The organism is Bradyrhizobium centrolobii (assembly GCF_001641635.1).
Lineage (GTDB): Bacteria > Pseudomonadota > Alphaproteobacteria > Rhizobiales > Xanthobacteraceae > Bradyrhizobium > Bradyrhizobium centrolobii.
Map to the genome: position 1 here is coordinate 29,415 of NZ_LUUB01000106.1, position 19,444 is coordinate 48,858.

17 protein-coding genes are annotated in these 19,444 nt (G+C 63.6%); 10 read left to right on the plus strand and 7 right to left on the minus strand.

The annotated features are described in order from the left end of the window. Positions 1-87 precede the first annotated feature (87 nt). The 6 genes from AYJ54_RS38185 to AYJ54_RS38210 all read left to right on the plus strand — a co-directional run bounded on the left by AYJ54_RS38185 (position 88) and on the right by AYJ54_RS38210 (position 6,446). Entirely contained in the window at positions 88-1,071 is a 984-nt protein-coding gene (locus AYJ54_RS38185; RefSeq protein ID WP_063707812.1) for an ABC transporter substrate-binding protein, read from the plus strand. 77 nt (positions 1,072-1,148) lie between these two features. After that, positions 1,149-2,843, plus strand: coding sequence for a dihydroxy-acid dehydratase (gene ilvD, locus AYJ54_RS38190; protein WP_063707460.1), 1,695 nt, complete (start codon positions 1,149-1,151; stop codon positions 2,841-2,843). A 126-nt stretch (positions 2,844-2,969) separates the two neighbouring features. Continuing rightward, the gene (locus AYJ54_RS38195) at positions 2,970-3,815 is read left to right on the plus strand and encodes an ABC transporter ATP-binding protein (protein ID WP_063707461.1); all 846 of its coding nucleotides are present in this window, start codon (positions 2,970-2,972) and stop codon (positions 3,813-3,815) included. Further along, complete coding sequence (locus tag AYJ54_RS38200; protein ID WP_063707463.1) at positions 3,812-4,597, plus strand: ABC transporter permease; 786 nt, start codon at positions 3,812-3,814, stop codon at positions 4,595-4,597. The genes AYJ54_RS38195 and AYJ54_RS38200 overlap by 4 nt, the downstream gene beginning before the upstream one ends. Continuing rightward, positions 4,594-5,361, plus strand: coding sequence for an ABC transporter permease (locus AYJ54_RS38205; RefSeq protein WP_063707464.1), 768 nt, complete (start codon positions 4,594-4,596; stop codon positions 5,359-5,361). Before AYJ54_RS38200 ends, AYJ54_RS38205 begins: the two co-directional genes overlap by 4 nt. Before the next feature lie 38 nt (positions 5,362-5,399). Continuing rightward, positions 5,400-6,446, plus strand: a complete 1,047-nt coding sequence (locus tag AYJ54_RS38210; protein WP_063707470.1) for a 2,5-dihydroxypyridine 5,6-dioxygenase NicX family protein — start codon at positions 5,400-5,402, stop codon at positions 6,444-6,446. On the opposite strand, the gene AYJ54_RS38215 is transcribed toward AYJ54_RS38210, so the two are convergent. The 5 genes from AYJ54_RS38215 to AYJ54_RS38235 are packed head-to-tail and all read right to left on the minus strand — an operon-like array spanning position 6,443 to position 12,159. Then, positions 6,443-7,435 (minus strand): 3-hydroxybutyryl-CoA dehydrogenase, encoded by a 993-nt coding sequence (locus tag AYJ54_RS38215; RefSeq protein WP_063707494.1) that lies wholly within the window; start codon positions 7,433-7,435, stop codon positions 6,443-6,445. The genes AYJ54_RS38210 and AYJ54_RS38215 overlap by 4 nt on opposite strands. Further along, positions 7,435-8,526, minus strand: coding sequence for an NAD/NADP-dependent octopine/nopaline dehydrogenase family protein (locus AYJ54_RS38220; RefSeq protein ID WP_063707496.1), 1,092 nt, complete (start codon positions 8,524-8,526; stop codon positions 7,435-7,437). The genes AYJ54_RS38215 and AYJ54_RS38220 overlap by 1 nt, the downstream gene beginning before the upstream one ends. Continuing rightward, positions 8,523-10,058 (minus strand): class I adenylate-forming enzyme family protein, encoded by a 1,536-nt coding sequence (locus AYJ54_RS38225; protein WP_063707497.1) that lies wholly within the window; start codon positions 10,056-10,058, stop codon positions 8,523-8,525. The genes AYJ54_RS38220 and AYJ54_RS38225 overlap by 4 nt, the downstream gene beginning before the upstream one ends. A gap of 2 nt (positions 10,059-10,060) precedes the next feature. After that, positions 10,061-11,350 carry an acyl-CoA dehydrogenase family protein gene (locus AYJ54_RS38230; RefSeq protein WP_063707499.1) on the minus strand — a complete coding sequence of 430 codons (1,290 nt, stop codon included), beginning with the start codon at positions 11,348-11,350 and terminating at the stop codon, positions 10,061-10,063. Next, positions 11,347-12,159 (minus strand): alpha/beta fold hydrolase, encoded by an 813-nt coding sequence (locus tag AYJ54_RS38235; protein ID WP_063707500.1) that lies wholly within the window; start codon positions 12,157-12,159, stop codon positions 11,347-11,349. The genes AYJ54_RS38230 and AYJ54_RS38235 overlap by 4 nt, the downstream gene beginning before the upstream one ends. 213 nt (positions 12,160-12,372) lie before the next feature. On the opposite strand from AYJ54_RS38235, the gene AYJ54_RS38240 reads away from it, so the two are divergent. The 4 genes from AYJ54_RS38240 (at position 12,373) to AYJ54_RS38255 (ending at position 17,770) form a co-directional block, all read left to right on the plus strand. After that, a complete protein-coding gene (locus AYJ54_RS38240) occupies positions 12,373-13,134 on the plus strand; it encodes an SDR family NAD(P)-dependent oxidoreductase (protein ID WP_063707502.1) in 762 nt (253 codons plus the stop codon). 43 nt (positions 13,135-13,177) lie between these two features. Continuing rightward, the gene (locus AYJ54_RS38245) at positions 13,178-14,014 is read left to right on the plus strand and encodes an enoyl-CoA hydratase family protein (RefSeq protein ID WP_063707504.1); all 837 of its coding nucleotides are present in this window, start codon (positions 13,178-13,180) and stop codon (positions 14,012-14,014) included. A 102-nt stretch (positions 14,015-14,116) separates the two neighbouring features. Then, the gene (locus tag AYJ54_RS38250) at positions 14,117-16,468 is read left to right on the plus strand and encodes a bifunctional salicylyl-CoA 5-hydroxylase/oxidoreductase (protein ID WP_063707506.1); all 2,352 of its coding nucleotides are present in this window, start codon (positions 14,117-14,119) and stop codon (positions 16,466-16,468) included. A 51-nt stretch (positions 16,469-16,519) separates the two neighbouring features. After that, a complete protein-coding gene (locus AYJ54_RS38255) occupies positions 16,520-17,770 on the plus strand; it encodes a flavin-dependent oxidoreductase (RefSeq protein ID WP_063707508.1) in 1,251 nt (416 codons plus the stop codon). A 10-nt stretch (positions 17,771-17,780) separates the two neighbouring features. Here the strand turns inward: AYJ54_RS38255 and AYJ54_RS38260 are convergent, their stop codons facing one another. Beyond that, on the minus strand, positions 17,781-18,233 hold the full coding sequence (locus AYJ54_RS38260; protein WP_063707509.1) for a cupin domain-containing protein: 453 nt from the start codon (positions 18,231-18,233) through the stop codon (positions 17,781-17,783). Between the two features lie 32 nt (positions 18,234-18,265). Further along, entirely contained in the window at positions 18,266-19,441 is a 1,176-nt protein-coding gene (locus AYJ54_RS38265) for an ABC transporter substrate-binding protein (RefSeq protein WP_063707511.1), read from the minus strand. Positions 19,442-19,444 lie beyond the last annotated feature (3 nt).

The window sequence follows — 19,444 nt, forward strand, 5'->3', positions numbered from 1 at the left end:
GGCTTGCCTGATTGTTTGAACCATGAAACATTTGGGTCGGTCGGGTTGGGTGGCGCCAGTCGGTGCCGGAGCAGCGGAGTGGGCACGATGCGAACCGTTTCGACGTGGATCCTGGCATTGGGGGCGGCAGCGGCCGTGACAGCGGGCGCAGGCCCCTCGCAGGCGCAGCAGACGATCCGCGTCGGCTGGACGATCCCGGCCGAGGAGTCCAAGTACTGGATGATGCGCAGGCCAGCCGAATTTCCCGATATCGGCAAGACCTACAACATCGAATGGACCCAATTCCAGGGCACCGCGCCGATGACGCAGGCGCTCGCGGCCGGCGCGCTGGATTGCGCGACGCAGGCGCCACTCTCGCTCGCCAATGGCGTGGTCGGCGGCAATCTCAAGGCCTACATCGTGGCGCAGCATGTCTTCGAGAAGCCCGGCGGGTTCTCGGTCTACTGGGCCGTCATGGACGACTCGCCGATCAAGACGATCGCCGACCTCAAGGGCAAAACGGTCGGCATTTCCGTGATCGGAGGCGGCACGCAAGGGCCGTTCAATATGCTCCTGAAACAGAACGGCGTCGATCCGGCCAAGGACATCAAGCTGGTCGAGGTCGGATTTGCCGTCTCCGAGGATGCGCTGCGCCAGGGCCGGGTGGATGCGGTCAACATGAACCAGCCGTTTGCCGCGCGCGCGGAAGCAAAGGGTGGCACGCGTAAACTGTTCTCGCTGTCGCAGGCCATGCCGAACATCGTGCACATTCTGGAAGCCTGCCGTGCTGATTTCGTCGACAAGAACCCGGAACTGGTGAAGGCCTATGTGCGCGATATCACCTCAGGGATGAAGAAGGCGCTGGCGAACCGCGAAGAGACCGTGAAGGTGGTCTCGGAGGTTTTGAAGGCGCCCATTCCGGTGCTCGAGACCTATCTGCTCAAGGACAATGATTTCGGCCGCGACCCTGGCGCCGCGCCGAACTTTCCCGCTATCCAGAAGATGCTGGACATCTACGCGGAGACGGGAATGTTGCCGAAACTGGATGTCGCGCAGTTCAAGCACCCGACGATCGTCGCGCCGATGCAATAGGCGATCAGACCGTTCGTTGATCAAGGAGATCGCGACGTCCCGACATATCCGGGACGTCGCATGAAGATGATGCACGTATGAAGAAATTGCGATCACGAGTCACGAGAGACGGCCTTGACCGGGCGCCACATCGCGCGTTCATGCGTGCGATGGGGCTGGACGACGCGGCTCTTGCCAAGCCGATGGTGGGCGTCGTCAGCATGAAGGGCGAGCAGACGCCCTGCAACATGACCCATGACTTCCAGGTAGACGCGGCCAAGGCCGGGATCGAGGAAGCCGGTGGTACGCCGCGCGAGTTTTCGACCGTGTCGGTGTCCGACGGCATCAGCATGAATCACGAGGGGATGAAGTTCTCCTTGTTTTCGCGCGAGCTGATCGCCGACTCGATTGAGGCTGTCGTCCATGGCCTCGCTTACGATGCGCTGATCGGGTTCGGCGGCTGCGACAAGACGCTGCCCGGGGTGATGATGGGAATGGTTCGCTGCAACGTGCCATCCATCTTCATCTATGGCGGCAGCGCGCTGCCGGGTCGTCTCGACGGGCGGACACTGACCGTGCTCGACTCATATGAAGCCGTCGGCAGCTTCATGACCGGGGAGCTCGACGGAGTTACGCTCGAACGGATCGAGCGCGCTTGCTTGCCGACCATCGGATCTTGCGCCGGCCAGTTCACCGCGAACACGATGGGGATGGTGTCTGAGGCGATGGGCCTCACCCTTCCCAACGTCTCGATGGTGCCAGGCGTCTACGCCGAACGCGCGCAGATCTCGCGACGCGCTGGCCGGCTGGTCATGGAGATGCTGGAACGCGGAGGGCCGCTGCCGCGCGACATCGTGACGCGGAAATCCCTGGAGAACGGCGCCGCGATCGTCGCTGCAACTGGCGGCTCGACCAATGCCGCTTTGCATTTGCCGGCGATCGCGAACGAAGCCGGCATCTCGCTCACGATCGATGATGTCGGCGAGGTCTTTGCCAGAACGCCGCTGATCGGAAATCTGCGGCCCGGGGGCAAGTACACGGCGAAGGACGTGTACGATATCGGCGGCGCGGCTGTCGTGATCCGTGAGCTGATTCAAGGTGGGCACATCGATGGCAGCTGCCTGACCGTCACTGGGCGTACGATCGCCGAAGAATATGGCGCGGCCAATGCGCCCGATGGCGAGGTCGTCCATCCGGCACGTGCGCCGATCATGCCCGATGGCGGCGTGGCAGTGCTGAAAGGAAGCCTTTGTCCCGACGGCGCGGTGATCAAGGTCGCAGGACTGAAGAGCCAGTTTTTCGAAGGTGTGGCACGCGTTTTTGAGGACGAGGAGTCCTGCGTCGAAGCCGTGCGCAAGCGCAGCTACAAGGCGGGTGAGGTTTTGGTGATCCGCAATGAAGGGCCGGTCGGCGGTCCCGGCATGCGCGAGATGCTCGGCGTCACTGCGCTGATCTATGGACAGGGCATGGGCGAAAAGGTTGCCTTGATCACGGATGGGCGGTTCTCTGGCGCGACTCGCGGCATGTGCATCGGCTACGTGTCTCCTGAAGCCTTCGTGGGAGGCCCGTTGGCGCTTGTTCGCGAAGGTGACAGGATCCGGATTGACGCGGCCGGCCGCCGCATGGATCTGCTGGTCGACGAGCAGGAACTCGCGGCGCGACAACGGGATTGGAAACCGCGGCCGCCACGCCATCGGGCCGGAGCGCTTGCGAAGTACGCGCGGCTGGTTGGACAGGCTCCGGGTGGCGCCGTTACGCATGAGGGCCCGGCAGAATGGCCTTGGTTCGAATGACGCGTCGCGCTCCCCGCGGAAACAGTGACTCGTTTGGCAGGTTTCTTGCTAAGCTCGTGCCGCTGAAGGAGGACATTCAGCAGGCCGGTCGCGCGATATTCGCACGTAAGTGAGGCGAGAGACGGGATGAAGGTGCCGCCTTCGAGATCGAGCGAAATGACGGAGCCCGTGGCGATACGAAAGGCGGCTTCTGCGATCATCGAGATCGACCGCGTCTCGCAGATATTCCAGACGTCGGCGCGCAAGGATCATCTGGCACTATCGGACATCTCCCTGACGATCGACGAGGGAGCCTTCGTCTCCATCCTGGGTCCGTCCGGCTGCGGCAAGTCCACGCTGCTTTACATCGTCGGCGGCTTCGTCAGCCCTACCGATGGCGCGGCGAAGATGAAGGGGAAGACGATCACCGGGCCAGGCCCGGATCGCGGACCGGTGTTTCAGGAATTTGCGCTGTTTCCATGGAAGACGGTGCTGGGCAATGTGATGTACGGGCCGCGTCAGCAACGGGTGCGGGCTAGCGAGGCGGAAGCGCAGAGCCGCGGGCTGATCGAGATGGTCGGTCTCAAGGGATACGAGAACTTCTATCCCAAGGAACTCTCGGGCGGCATGAAGCAGCGCGTCGCGCTGGCCCGAACGCTCGCTTATCATCCGGAAGTCCTGCTGATGGACGAGCCGTTCGGCGCGCTTGACGCTCATACCCGAACGCGCCTGCAGAACGACCTGCTGAACATCTGGGAACGCGACCGCAAGACCGTGTTATTCGTGACTCATTCGGTCGACGAAGCCGTCTTTCTGTCGGACAAGGTCGTGATGATGTCGAAGTCTCCCGGCCGCATTCGGCAGGTCATCGACGTCGATCTGCCAAGGCCGCGCCGCCGCAACGAGCTATTGCTCGAACCGCGCTACCAAAAATACGTCGTCGATATCGAGCGCATGTTCGACGAGAGCGACGAAGCCGGATCGACCTCATGATGCCGCCGACCGCCCTAGTCCGACGTGCTGCTCCGGTGCTTGCCTGCATCGGGGTGCTCGCGCTGTGGCAGGTCGCCGCTCTGGCATTGAAGAACGACAGCTTTCCGACCGCGGTCGAGGCGATGCGCGCGATCCCGGCTATCCTCGGTGACAAGGAAGCGCTGATCAACATCATGGCATCGCTCCGCCGCATGGCGATCGGGTTTGGCGTGGCCGTGCTTGTCTCGATCCCGCTGGGCCTCATGATGGGCCGCAGCCGGGCGGTTGCAGCTTTCTTCAACCCACTCCTGATGGTGATCTACCCTGTGCCGAAGGCGGCGCTGATGCCGATCATCATGTTGTGGCTGGGTGTGGGCGACATCACGAAGACGCTGGTTATCTTCCTCGGCGTCAGCCTCCCGGTCATCTATCACAGCTTCGAGGGCGCCAAGGCGGTTGAGGAGAAGATGCTGTGGTCAGGAGCGGCGATGGGGCTTTCCGCCATCCAGCGTATGGTCAGGATCGTTCTGCCGGCAGCGCTGCCGGAGATCCTGACCGGGTGCCGCACCGGGCTCGTGCTGGCACTGATCACGATGATCACCAGTGAGATGATCGCCCGTCAGTCCGGGGCCGGCAACATCCTCTTCAATGCGCTCGACATGGGGCAATACGACACCGTCTTCGCGATGATCATCATTGTGGGAGCGATGGGAATTGGCCTTGATGCGATATTCGAGCGCGTCCGCGCGAGGCTCGTGCGCTGGTCTGAGCCTCAGTTCGATATGCCGCTGAGCTTCTCATGACATCGCGCATCCTCCCGTCAAACGTCGTCCTTGGGCTCGCGCCGATCGGGCTGCTGATCGCAGTGTGGCAGGGCCTCGTGTCATCCGGTGTTGCGCCGGTGACCTTGCTGCCGCCGCCCGGGTACGTTTTTGGTCGCCTGCTCCAGCAACTCGTGACAGCAACGTTCCAGCAGGAGATCGTGGCGACCTTGATCCGGCTGTTTGCCGGCTTTGCAATTGCGGTCGTGCTCGGCGTCAGCATCGGCATCGCGGCCGCGGCCAGTCCGGCGATCAATGCCATGGTCCGGCCGATCGTACGGGTGTTGGCGCCGTTGCCAAAGGTCGCGCTCTATCCCGCGCTTCTGCTGCTGCTCGGCTTCGGCCACGGATCGAAGATCACCTTGGTGGCCGCGGACGCATTGTTCCCCATTTTGCTCTCGACCTACTACGGCGCGTCGACCGTCGAGCAGAAGCTGATTTGGTCGGCCATGGCAGCGGGAACGCCGCGCTACGAAATCCTCTTCAAGGTGGTGCTGCCGGCGGCGATGCCGTCGATCCTGACCGGATGCCGGATCGGCCTTGTCATCTCCTGCATCGTGGTGTTTCTGGCCGAGATGATCACGTCGACGGACGGGCTGGGCCATGTCCTCGTCACGGCGGCGCGTACGTTCCAGGCCGTCGACATGTTCGTGCCGCTGATCACGATCTCGCTGCTGGGGTTGATCCTGAATGGCCTGTTGGGGGCCGTGCGATCGTACCTTTTACGGGGCTTCCCCGAAGCGTGATCTGACCGAACAAGAAACCGCAACACCGGGAGTGAACCATGCTGGCTGATCGCATCGAGGCAAAATGGATCGACGCATTCTGCGAGATCTTCGAGCGATGCGCCGTCAAGGCCGGCGATACTGCCGCCATCCTCTCGGAAACCCAGTCGCGCGCACTGAATGTGCATCTGGCGGAGCTCGCCTTGCTACGCATGGGCGCGCGGCCGTTCCATGTGGTCGTGCCGACCCCGCGCAACCGCCATGTCGTGCCGGTTCGCTCGACAGGGGCGAGCGAGGCGATTCAGCGGCTGGCGCCTGTCGTCACCGCGCTTCAGCAGGCCGGGTTTGTGGTGGATTGCACCATCGAAGGCCTGATGCACGCGGTGGAAACGCCCGAGATCCTGAAGGCCGGCGCGCGCATCCTGGTGATCTCCAACGAGCATCCAGAGGCGCTGGAACGGATGGTGCCGGATCCGGCGCTGGAAAAGCGCGTTCGGGCCGCCGCCAGGATGCTGCGCGGAACGAAACGGATGCGGGTCACATCGAAGGCCGGCACGGCGCTGGACGTCGACATGGTGGGAGCTTCGACGGTCGGCGTTTGGGGCTGGACCGACAAGCCCGGCACGCTCGCGCACTGGCCCGGCGGCATTGTCGTCAGCTTTCCCAAGAGCGGAACGATCAACGGCACGCTGGTGATGGCGCCGGGCGACATCAATCTGACCTTCAAGCGTTACCTGACGTCGCCGGTGAAGATGACGCTGAAGGACGACTATGTGGTTGAGCTCGAAGGTGAGGGCACGGATGCCGCGATGATGCGCACCTATCTGGCCGCCTGGGGCGATCGCGAAGCCTATGCGGTTTCGCATGTCGGCTTCGGCATGAACCCGGGTGCACGCTACGAGGCATTGTCGATGTACGACCAGCGCGACACCAATGGCACCGAGCTGCGCGCCGTCTCCGGCAACTTCCTGTTCTCGACCGGGGCGAACGAATTCGCTGGTCGCTACACGGCGGGCCATTTTGACCTGCCGATGATGGGAACCACCATCGAGCTCGATGGGGTCGCAGTCGTGCGGGAAGGCGTGCTCCAGGACGTCTTTGGCTAGCTGCGATCGAGCACAGGTGGCCGGGCCAGGCCGAAGTGCCGGAGCAGGTCGACCATGGCCTTGAGCCGCTCAACGCGATAGGCGTCGACGTCGAGGCCGGAATAATCGAGGAAGCCGGCGCCTGTTCGCAGGCCGATTCGGCCCTCGCGCATGTTGCGTGAAATCACGTCCGGCGCGCGATAGCGGTCGCTGCGGAGTGCGCCTTCGAGATAACGGCTTGCGTAGTAGAGAATGTCGCCGCCGCCCCAGTCGATGAATTCGAGCAACCCTAGCACGGCATAGCGGAAGCCAAAGCCGTAGCGGATCGCCTTGTCGATGTCCTCAGCGCTGGCGACGCCTTCCTCGACCATGCGTGCAGCTTCGTTCATAGCAAGCGCCTGGATGCGCGGGACGATGAAGCCGGGTGTTGCCGCACAGACGACGGGGACCTTGCCGATCCCTTCGAGCAGCCTCTTGACCGCGTCAACGATGGCAGGGTCGGTTGCCGCGCCGGGTGAAACTTCGACCAGCGGGATCAGATAGGCCGGATTGAGCCAATGCACATTGAGGAAGCGTCGGGGATCTACGATCGCGCCGGAAAGATCATCGACGAGGATCGTGGACGTCGTGGACGCAATGATCGTCTCGGGGCCGACCTGACGTGAGGCTAATGCCAGGACTTCGCGCTTGAGCTCAACAACCTCAGGAACGCCTTCGAAAACCATGCCGGCATCGGATAGCGCCGCATTGCTTTGGTTGGCCGGCACCACCGAGACACGCGCGATAAGCGGGCCGACATCAACCTCGGTAAGCAGCCCCAGGCTCGCCAGACCGACGAATGTCTTCCTGACCTCATCCAGGGCGTCGGCCTCCAGCTTGGCGAAGTCCTCCCCGGAGCGGGCCTTGATGTCGATCATCTTGACCGTGTGTCCCGCATAGGCGAAGGCGACAGCAATGCCGCGCCCCATGCGGCCGGCCCCGAGACAGGCGATCTTGGCGCGGGTCGTCATCAATCAAATCCTTCGCGCAGGAGCTTTTGCAATTCGGCCTTGTTGAGATTGCCGAGGCCCAGCGTTTCAAGCGTCCGGCCGCCTTTCGCGAAATCCTCGCCGCAGATCGCACCACCGATCGCGAGAAGAGCGCGGGCAAGCGGCGTGGCCACACCCGCGAGGCCTGCGACGGAAACCAATAGCGAAAGCCCCAGCCGTAAATCCTCGCGCATGTAGCGGTGCTCGGTGAGAACGATCCTCTCGCGCCAGTCGCCGGAGTCGGTCAGGCGATCATGCGAGCCGCGACCGTACATCCAGATCTCGCCTTCCCTCGCGTAATGATGGGCAAGCGGGAAGTGCGGCGCGCCATACCCGAACGCTTCGCGCACCGCAATTCGTTCGGCATCGAGGGCATCGGTGACCCGCCGGATCGAGGCTTGCGTTCCCTCCTTATGAATGTCCCACCGCTCGAAATGTTCGATCGGGCCCGCATTCATCACGATCAGAGGCGGATGAATGATGGGGCCTGCATTCATTAGCGCGCCCGAGAGCGCGTCTCCGCACGGCTCGATGACGCCAGGGAAGGCGCGTCCAATCACTTCGAGCGCACGCGGCGCCTGATCGAGCGGAAATACGCCGACAGGCAGCCGTTTGGCGCGGATGGTGATCGCGACCTCGAACGGCCCGTGTTTGCGGGTCAACCAGGGCAGCGTGCCGGTTTCGGCAAAACTCACCTTGGCGCGATTGCCAGCATCCCGCGCAGCCCGGGCGAAGATCATCGAGCCGAACGTGGCTGGCGGTAGAAATACGACCTGGCCGTCTCGCAGGTGCGGGGCAAGCAGGCGGGCAATATCGGGCTGCGCAAAGGCGGGGGCAGGACACAGGACCAGCTCGGCGCCGCCGACGGCCTCGGCGATGTCGGTCGTGACCAGCGCAAGCTTGGTGTCGTGACGGCCGTTGTGATCCTTCACCAGGATGCGAGAGCCGGCGGCGCGGTGTGCGGCGACTTGATCTGCATCGCGACGCCAAAGCCGGACTTCGTGCCCGGATAGCGCAAAGTCGCCAGCGGCCGCGAAAGAACCATTGCCGCCGCCCAGAACCGCAATCTTCAAGATGCTTCTCCTTGCGCGCGCGATCGCGCATCAAGCTGCTTCAGCAGGAAATGCTGGACCTTGCCCAGCGCCGTGCGCGGCAAGTCCGAGACGAAGATGATATCGCGCGGAATTTTGTAGCGGGCGAGCTGGGCCTGCATATGTGCGATCAACTGGTTCGCCTCGAGCAGGCAGCCGGATCGCCGGATCACATAGGCAACGGGTACCTCGTCCCAGCGCGGGTCGGGCCGGCCGATCACGGCGCATTCGCTCACATCAGGATGTTCCAGCAACACTCGCTCGACCTCGGCGGGATAGATGTTCTCGCCGCCGGAAATGATCATGTTCTTCTTGCGGTCGCGGACCCAGAAATAGCCATCTGCGTCGCACAGGCCGATATCGCCGGTACGATACCAGCCATCGTGCAGCGCATCGCGCGTCGCGCCCTCATTGCCCCAATATTCGAAGAACACGTTGGGGCCGCGCACTGCGATTTCACCGGGCGTGCCAGGCGATGCCTTGGCTCCGGCTTGATCGATCACCTTTGCTTCGCAGCACAGGCCGGCAAGACCGGTCGATCCCGCGCGCGACAGATCTCCGCCAAGCCGCGTGTAGACCGCAATGGGGCAGGTTTCCGTCGAGCCGTAGACCTGAAGGACCGGAACGCCGCGTGCGACGAAACGATCGATCAGATGCGGCGGCACGATGGTCGATCCGGTGGCGACAGCTTTCAGTGACGAAAGGTCGGTTGTCATCCAGGCCGGATGATCGCTGACCGCCTGGATGATCGCCGGCACCATTACCGTCAGTGTCGGCCGATCGCGCGCGATGGCGGCGAGGGCCGTATCCGCGGTGAAGCGGGCGTGGACCGTGACGGTTGCGCCGAGCTGGAGCGCCGGCGTGGTCTGAATGTTGAGCCCACCAACATGGAAGAACGGCAGCACGGTCAGCACGTGATCGTCTGACGTCATGTTGTGCATGTGCTGGCTCATGACGCCGTTCCAGAACAGCGCCTCCTGGCGCAGCACCGCGCCTTTCGGTCGTCCCGTCGTCCCCGACGTGTAGACGATGAGCAGCGGGCAGGAGAGATCGGTATGCGGGTTGCGGCCGCCAGCCTCGCCGGATGCCACCAGAATTTCGAATGTGTTGCCACGAGGCGGCGTGAAATCCAGCCCGATGATGGCTATTCCGGGCGAAGTGCGCTCCAGTTCTGGAAGAAGCCCATCAAGAGCCTGCTCGAGCACCAGAACCTTGGCGCCTGCATCGGTGAGAATGAAGAGCTGTTCGGCGACGGCCAGACGCCAGTTCAGGGGCACCAGAATCGCGCCAAGCCGAGCGCATGCGTAGAGCAGAACGAGGTAGTCCGGCCGGTTCAGGCTCAGGATCGCGACGCGGTCGCCTCGGCCGACGCCGAGCTCCTTCTTCAATGCGTTGGCCGTCCGTTCAATGCGTGCGGCAAACGCAGCATAGCTCAGCTTTTCCCCTTCGAAGGCGATGGCGGTCTTGTCTGGCGAAAATGCCGCGTTGCGTTCGATCAGACTGCAGAGATCCACCGTCAATCGTCCGTTTCTCCGGCCTCGTAGAGCGCCTCGCGGCCGATACGGTCGAGGCAAAGCTCGGCCGTCCAGGGCAGCATCAGCGAGCCGCAGCGGCTGTCGCGATAGATGCGCTCCAGCGGCAGCGATCGGAGCATGGCCTGGCCGCCGCAGGTGCGAATCGCCAGGGCCGCGAGCTCATTGGCACCTTCCATCACCGAATATTGCGCCGCATAGGCGCGCAGCACCTGCTCCTTGCTCGGATTGGCGCGGGCCTCCGTGACCGCTTGGAACCAGACCGCCTTGATCTGCTCAAGCTTGATCTGCATCTGCGCGACCGCGATCTGCTTGGTCGGATACATCCTGCGCTTGACCGGCGGCATGCCCGGCACCTCGCCGCGCAGATAGCGCACGGTGAAATCATAGGCCGCTTGCGCGAGGCCCATATAGGTCGGCGACAGCGTCAGGAACATGTGCGGCCAGCGCATCGCGGCCTGAAAGTAGACGCCGCGCGGCATCAGGGCGGCGTCCTCGGGGACGAAGACATCCTTGAACAGGAGCGTCCGCGAAACTGTGCCGCGCATGCCGAGCGGATCCCAGTCGCCGACGACGGAAACACCTTGCGATTTTGCGGGTATCGCCAGGTAAAGGGTGTTGCGGCGCGATGCCTTCTCACCTTCCTCGATCTCGGTACAGAGCACGCCGTAATAGTCCGCATGGCCGGAGAGCGATGCAAATATCTTCTTGCCGTTGATGATCCAGCCGCCCGCCACGGGCTTTGCTTCCGTGCCGAAGGCGACCCCGCCCGCGGCCGCAGCACCACCCTCGGAGAAGGGTTGGGAGTAGATCGCGCCGTCCTCGACGATGCGCTTGTAGTGGATGGCGCGCCGCCGCTCGTGCTCCGCGCGCGTTGCGGCGTCCATGTCGAGATCGTCGGCGAGCGGGCCCGACCACAGGGTCGAGCAGACATGCATGTTCCAGGTGAGCGCGGTTGCGCCGCAATAGCGGCCGATCTCGGCCGCCGCCAAGGCATAGGTCTGGTAGTTGGCGCCAAGTCCGCCGTGCTTCTTGGGAACGGCAACGCCGAGCAGGCCGACGCGATGCAGATCGCGATAGTTCTCGGTCGGGAACGTTGCCTCGCGATCATAGGCCGCGGCGCGGCCGGCAAACACGCTCTGGCCAATCTCTCTCGCGCGCGTGATGATAGCAGCCTGCTCATCGCTCAGATGAAATGCGACGGGATCAAAGATCGGCGGATCCAGGGCAAGCTTGTCGGTCGTACCAATGGTCTTGCTGACTTGCATGGTCATTGTGCAGTCACCTTTGTGCGGGGCACGACGGACTCGAGGAACCCACCAAGAGCCTCATTGAAAGCATCAGGGCGCTCGAGGTTAGCGAGATGGCCGACGCCGGCCAACTCGACATATTTAGCTGCCGGAATGTAGGTCGCCATCTTCGCCATCATCGCCGCCGGGGCGTTGTTATCCTTGGAGCCGGACAGCAGCAGCGTCGGTACGGAGATGTCCTTCAGCGTGCTGCGCTGATCGAATCCGATCAGGGCCAGCATCATGGCGCGATAGCTCGCCTCTGGCACGCCGGCCATGCAATCGCGTGCGAGCTCCATCCCTTTCGCATCGGGCTCGTCGCCCACAAGCTCCTTCACCAGGGAGGGCGCCAGGGACGTCATCGTCTCACCGCGATCGAGCGGCCCGAGCCGCGCTGCGATGAACGATTTCTGCCAGTCGCCGTCAGCCTTGCCGAAGGCCGGGCTGGTCTGCGCCAGAATGACCGCGCGCGCCGGTCGAGGGGACTGAGCCAGCAATTTCTGCACGATCATGCCGCCGATCGAATGTCCAACGAGAACAGGATTTGCCTCGCCGATCTGCTCAATGAATTGCTGAAGGGCATTCGCCAGGGCAGCAATGCTGACGCTGGCAAGCGGCGCTGATCCGCCATAGCCCGGCATGTCCCACGCGATTGCGCGAAAGCGGTCGCTGAATGTCGTGAGTTGATGCCGCCATGCCCGCGCCGCGCCGCCAATGCCATGCAGGAAAATCAAGGGTGTCGCGCCCGGTGCGCCCGCGGCTTCATAGGCGAAGCGTCCGTCCCTTGTTATCATCGGCCCAGGCTGCGACACGCGACATCCTTTTGCTTGGCCCTGAGATGCTAACAGGCCTGCAGGGGATGGGAAGAGATAATTTTATACTTAAAGCAATTTTCGGGCCGGTCTCGCGCGTGTGGGCGTTCGCGACGTCGATCGGCGCTTTCGTTGCAAAAGTTTGAAGGTTAAAATATATCGAGGGGCGATCAGCAGATCCCAGGAGTCCAGCGCATGTCCGGATTGCCGCACTTGCCGCACGCGCTAGTGACCGGTGGCGGTCGCGGCATCGGTCGCGCGATAGCGGCCTCCCTAGTCGGGGCAGGTGCAACCGTGACGGTGCTTGGCCGGTATGCTGCCACTCTTGAAGAGGCGGTCAGTGGGGGAGCGGCGCATTTTGCAGCCGTTGCCGACGTTTCGGACGAGGCGGCGCTGAAAGCTGCCATCGCCGAAGCGAGTGCGCGGCAGCCGATCGATATCCTGATCGCCAACGCGGGCAGCGCCGAATCCGCTCCGTTCGCGAAATCGGACAGCGCCCTTTTTGCGCGCATGATGGACGTCAATTTCATGGGCGTGGTCCACGCCATCCATGGCGTGCTGCCGGGGATGAAGGATCGTCCCTATGGCCGCATCGTCGCGGTGGCATCGACGGCCGGGCTCAAGGGCTATGCCTATGTCAGCGCGTACAGTGCGGCCAAGCATGCCGTGATTGGTCTCGTCCGTTCGCTCGCCCTTGAGATGGCTGGCAGCAACGTGACCGTGAATGCGGTGTGTCCCGGCTTCACCGATACTGATCTAGTCGCCGGCAGCATCGAAAACATCATGAAGAAGACGGGGCGAAGCCGCGAACAGGCTATTGCCGAGCTGGCGCGCCACAATCCGCAGGGACGGCTGATAGCGCCTCAAGAAGTGGCGGATGCCGTGCTCTGGTTGTGCGGCGAGGGGGCCGGCGCGATCACCGGGCAGGCGATTGCCGTGGCCGGTGGCGAGATCTAGCGTGCGCGGCACAGGCGCGGAACAAGGAAGGTAAGGAGATCGCATGAGCAGACCAGCCAATCCCGTGACCGTGCCGCTCGCGGACTATTCGCCGCAGAATTTCCTGCTGGCCGTGGTCGACGGTGTTGCTACCGTGACGCTCAATCGTCCCGAACGGAAGAATCCGCTGACCTTCGAGAGCTACCGGGAGCTTACCGATTTCTTCCGCGCCTGCGCGTTCGACGACGCGGTCAAAGCCATCGTCGTCACCGGCGCTGGCGGCAATTTCTCGTCGGGCGGCGACGTGTTCGAGATTATCGGTCCGCTCGTGAAAATGGATACCAAGGGGCTGACTGCCTTTACGCGGATGACCGGCGATCTCGTCAAGGCGATGCGGGCGTGCCCCCAGCCGATCGTCGCCGCGGTCGAGGGCATCTGCGCCGGCGCCGGTGCGATCATCGCCATGGCGTCTGACATGCGGCTCGCGGCGAGCGGGACTAAGGTCGCGTTCCTGTTCAACAAGGTGGGGCTTGCCGGCTGCGACATGGGCGCCTGCGCGATCCTGCCGCGGATCATCGGACAGTCCCGTGCTTCCGAGCTGCTCTACACCGGCCGGTTCATGACTGCGGAGGAGGGCGAGCGCTGGGGCTTCTTCAGCCGTATCGTCACGCCGGAGCAGGTGCTGCCGCAGGCGCAGGTGCTGGCCAAGCAGGTCGCGGAAGGTCCGACGTTCGCCAACACAATGACCAAGCGGATGCTGGCCATGGAATGGGCGATGTCGGTCGAGGAGGCGATCGAGGCGGAAGCCGTGGCACAGGCTCTCTGCATGACGACGGCCGATTTCGAGCGGGCTTTCGTGGCCTTCGCCAACAAGGTCAAACCGGTCTCCAGGGGCGACTGAGCCGGCGGCTCCTGGTCGCCACCAGCACGGAAACGGGGACTTGCCAGAAATTATTTTAGGGTTAAAATAATTTCCTGGCCGGGTAGATTGGCGAGGCTCCCCATGAAAGTCGCGATCATCGGTGGCGGACCTGCGGGTCTCTACGCTGCAATCCTGCTTAGGAAGCAACGCCCGAGCGCCGAGATCACGGTGTATGAGCGCAACCGGGCCGACGACACGTTCGGCTTTGGGGTGGTGTTCTCGGACGCAACGCTCGACAATTTCGAGAAGCACGATCTTCCGAGCTATCGCCGCATCACCCAGGAATTTGCCTATTGGGATGACATCGCCGTGCATTTCCGCGGCACGGTGCATCGGGTCGGCGGTAACGGCTTTTGCGGTTGCTCGCGGCGCAAGCTGCTCCTGATCCTCCAGGAGCGGGCGCGCGAGCTCGGCGTCAACCTGCGTTTCGAAGTCGATATCGATGACGAGTCCCGCTTCGCCGACGCCGATCTGATTCTGCTTGCCGACGGCATCAACAGTCGCTTCCGCGAGAAATATGTCGATCATTTCCAGCCGGAGGTCGACGTTCGCACCAATATGTTCGCCTGGATGGGCTCGACCAAGCCGCTCGATGCCTTCACCTTCATCTTCCAGGAGACGGAGTGGGGACCCATCATCGCCCACGCCTATCAATACGAGGCCGGTCGTTCGACCTGGATTTTCGAGACCGATCCGCAGACGTTCGAGCGCGCGGGACTGACGGGGCTGAACGAGACCCAGTCCGCCGCACGGATGGCCGAGATTTTTGGTTGGTTCCTCGACGGCCATCAGCTGCTCACCAACCGCTCGATGTGGCGCAACTTCCCGATGATCCGCAGCAAGCGCTGGGTCAAGGACAACATGGTGCTGCTTGGGGATGCCAAGGCGAGCGCGCATTTTTCGATCGGATCGGGTACGAAACTCGCGATGGAGGACGCGATCGCGCTTGCCGAGGCGATGAAAGCCGCGCCCGACGTCACGGCCGCGCTCGCGCTCTATGAGCACGGCCGCCGCGAGGAGGTGGAGAAGACGCAGCACGCCGCCGACGTCTCGCTGGTCTGGTTCGAGCATGTCGACCGCTTCTGGGAGTTCGATCCCGTGCAGTTCGCCTTCGGCGTGATGACGCGCTCGAAGGCGATCACCTATGACAATCTCAAGCTTCGCGCGCCTGATTTCGTCGACGAGGTCGACAAGTCGTTCGCCAAGCGGGTTCGCGGCAGCGGCTTCGATGTGGACACCGACAAGCCGCAGGTGCCGCTATTCCAGCCGTTCCGTTTGCGCGAGATGGAGGTTGCCAATCGCGCCGTGATGTCGCCGATGTGCATGTATTCGGCAAAAGAGGGCCTGCCGACCGATTTCCATCTGGTGCACTACGGATCGCGCGCGATCGGGGGCGCCGGCCTGATCTTCACGGAGATGATCTGCGTCAGCCGCGACGCCCGGATCACGCCTGGCTGTGCAGGCCTGTGGAACGACGAGCAGGAGGCCGCCTGGCGGCGCATCGTGGATTTCGTCCACGCCAATTCGGCTGCGAAGATCTGCCTGCAGCTGGGACATGCCGGCCGCAAGGGGGCGACAAAGCTGATGTGGGACGGCATGGACCGGCCGCTGGAGGAGGGCGGCTGGGAGGTGTTCTCGGCATCGCCGCTGCCTTACTTCCCCGACAGCCAGTTGCCGCGCGAGCTCGATCGCGCCGGAATGGCAGCCGTGAGAGACGCCTTCGTTGCGGCAGCCGAGCGCGGCGAACGCTGTGGCTTCGACATGCTGGAGCTTCACTGCGCCCACGGCTATCTGCTTGGAAGCTTCATCTCGCCGCTGACGAACACCCGCACCGACGAATATGGCGGCTCGCTTGCCAACCGCCTGCGCTTCCCGCTCGAGGTTTTCGAGGCGCTGCGGGTGGTGTGGCCGTCGCAGAAGCCGATGTCGGTGCGCATTTCCGCAACCGATTGGGCGGAGGGCGGCATCACCGGCGACGACGCCGTCGTAATCGCGCGCGCCTTTGCCGAGGCCGGCGTCGACCTCGTCGACGTCTCGACCGGACAGACCGTGCGCGATGCGCAGCCGGTCTATGGCCGCATGTTCCAGACACCGTTCTCCGACCAGGTTCGCAACGAGGCGCGCGTGGCCACGATGTGTGTCGGCAACATCACGACCGCGGATCAGGCCAACACCATTTTGGCCGCCGGCCGCGCCGACCTCGTCGCGCTCGGCCGGCCGCATCTGGTCGATCCCTTCTTCACCATGAAGGCGGCGGCATGGTACGGGGCGGACGAGACGTTCTGTCCGCCGCAATACCTGCCCGGCAAGGAGCAGATTTTCCGCAACAGCGTGCGCGACCGGCAGGATCTCGAGGAGCTGAGAATTAAGGCTAAGCCCAAGACCCGGGCCGAGCTCAAGGCGGAGGCGACAAAGCCGCTTGCGGCGGAGTGACCGCCCGTGCGACGTTAACCCATTGCCTGTGTATCGAGTGGAGTTAGGGCGATGAAGGCGATTATCGTCGGTGGCGGTATCGGCGGTCTCACCACGGCATTGATGCTGCGCTCGCGCGGCATTGGCTGCGAGATTTTCGAGCAGGCCGATACCATCCGCGAGCTCGGCGTCGGCATCAACACGCTGCCGCACGCCATGCGTGAGCTTGCAGGCCTCGGCCTGTTGCAGAAGCTCGACGAGGTCGCGATCCGCACCGACCAGCTCTATTACCTCAATCGGCACGGCCAGGAAGTCTGGCGCGAGGCCCGCGGCATCGACGCCGGCCACGACGTGCCGCAATTCTCGATCCATCGCGGCCGGCTTCAGGGCGTGATTCATCGCGCCGTTGAGGAGCGGCTTGGACCAGAGGCGATCCACGCCGGTTGCCGCCTCGGCGCTTTCACCCAGGACGAAGGTGGTGTCACGGCCTACTTCTTCGATCGTTCGGGTGGGCACGTCCATACCGCGCGTGGCGACATCCTGATCGGCGCCGACGGCATCCACTCGCGCGTGCGCGAGACGCTGTTCCCGAACGAGGGGCCGCCTTGCTGGAACGGCTTGATGCTGTGGCGCGGTGCGCGCGACTGGCCGCTGTTCCTCACCGGCAAATCGATGATCGTGGCCGGTGGCCTCAACGCCAAGGTGGTGATCTATCCGATCGCCGAGGGATCGAGCCCGGCGAGCCGCCTCACGAACTGGGCGGTGCTGGTAAAGGTCGGCGAGGGCAACGCCCCGCCGCCGCGCAAGGAGGACTGGTCGCGGCCGGGCCGGCGCGAGGAGCTGATGCCGCATGTGGCGCGCTTCTCCGTGCCCTATATCGACGTGAGGAGCCTGATCTCGGCGACTCCCGAATTCTATGAGTATCCCACCTGCGACCGCGATCCCTTGCCCTACTGGTCGTCCGGACGCGTTACGCTGCTCGGCGATGCCGCGCATCCGATGTATCCCGTCGGCTCGAACGGCGCTTCGCAGGCGATCCTCGATGCGCGCTGTCTTGCCGACGCGCTGGTGCGCGCCGAGCATCCGCGCCAGGCGCTGGTCGAATACGAGAAGAAGCGCCTGCCGATGACGGCCGACATCGTCCGCTCCAACCGGCGTGGCGGTCCCGAGGGCGTCATCGACGCGGTCGAGCAGCTTGCGCCCGACGGCTTCGACAATGTCGACACCGTCCTGAGCTATTCCCAGCGCGAGGCGATCGTGCGCGGCTATGCCACTAAGGCCGGCTTCGCCGTAGTGCCAGGACTTGCGGCGGTGCCCGCTTAAACCCCGCCGCTTAGCCGGGCGGCGGCGGCAGGAAGTGGATGTTGAACTCGGCCGCCATTGCCACCACGTCCTCCGGCTTCTGTTCCTTCATGTTGTGAAGGCCCCAGAACAGCTCGTAGAGCTTGCGGCTCGGCGAGACCCAGAACAGCACCTTTGCGGTCTGCTCCGACTTGTTGAAGATCCCATGCGGCACCCCCATGCCGAGCCGGATCAGATCGCCGGAGGTTGCCTGTGCCTCGGAATTGCCGAGCACGAAGTCGAGCTTCCCCTCCAGCATGTAGAGATACTCATCCTGGTCGGGATGAATGTGCGGCGGCACGAACGTGCCTGGCGGCAGGGTCGCGTGCCAGGAGAAGCTGTTTTCGGCGTAGCTCTTCGGCACATAGGTCTGGCCGAGGATGTTCCAGGAAATGCCCTGGATCCCCTCATTGGCCCGCGTGATGCCGGTGATTTCGCTCTTCATTGATGTCCTCCCGTAACTCGTTGCGCGCCGTGCTAGTTCGCCGGCTTGCAGTCCTTGGCGTAGCGGTCGCCGTAGTTCTCAAAGACCTTCTGGGCGATCTCGGTCTGGAACTTGCCGTCTGGACGCTTGGCGACCTTGGTCAGGTAGAAATCCTGGATCGGATAGCCGTTGGTGTTGAACTTGAAGGAGCCGCGCAGCGAGGTGAAGTCAGCCTTCTTCAAGGCCGCCGCGACGGCGTCCTTCTTGGAGAGGTCGCCCTTCACCGCCTTGACGGCGCTGTCGATCAGCATCGCGGCGTCATAGGCCTGGAACGCGTAGGTGCCGGGCACGCCGTTGTAGGCGGCCTCATAGGCGGCGACGAACTTCTTGTTCTGCGGATTGTCGAGATTGGGCGCCCAATTCGCGCCGCCGAACATGCCCACCGCGGCATCCTGCTGCGCCGGCAGCGTCGATTCGTCGACCGTGAAGGCCGACAGCACCGGCACGGTGTCGGCAAGCCCGGCCTGGCGATACTGCTTGACGAGATTGACGCCCATGCCGCCGGGCATGAAGGTGAACAGCGCATCCGGCTTCAGCGAGGAGATCTTGGACAGCTCCGGCTGGAAGTCCAGCGTGCCGAGCGGCATGTAGGACTCCTCGAGGATCTCGCCCTTGTAGTCGAGCTTGAAGCCGGCCACCGAGTCGCGGCCGGCCTGATAGTTCGGCACCATCAGATAGACGCGCTTGTAGCCGCGGTCCTGGGCGACTTTGCCGAGGATCTCGTGCACCTGGTCGTTCTGGTAGGACGTCACATAGAAGAACGGGCTGCATTCCTTACCTGCGTAGCTCGACGGACCGGCGTTGGGGCTGATCAGGAACACTTTCGATTCCGTGACGGGGCGGTGGATCGCCTGAAGGATGTTGGAGAAGATCGGCCCGACGACGAAGTCGACCTTGTCGCGCTCGAGCAGGCCCTTGACCTTGGTGACGGCCGCGTCCGGCTTCAGCTCGTCGTCGGCGACGACCACCTCGACATCACGGCCACCCATCTTGCCGCCGAGGTCCTTGACGGCGAGCGCAAAGCCGTCGCGGACCTGCTGGCCGAGCGCGGCGGCGGGACCCGACAGCGTGAGGATTACGCCGATCTTGATCTTCTCCTGGGCGAGGGCAGGACCCGCCGCGGTGCCGAGCAGCAAGGCGGCTGCGGCCAAGGTCAATTGCTTCTTCATGAT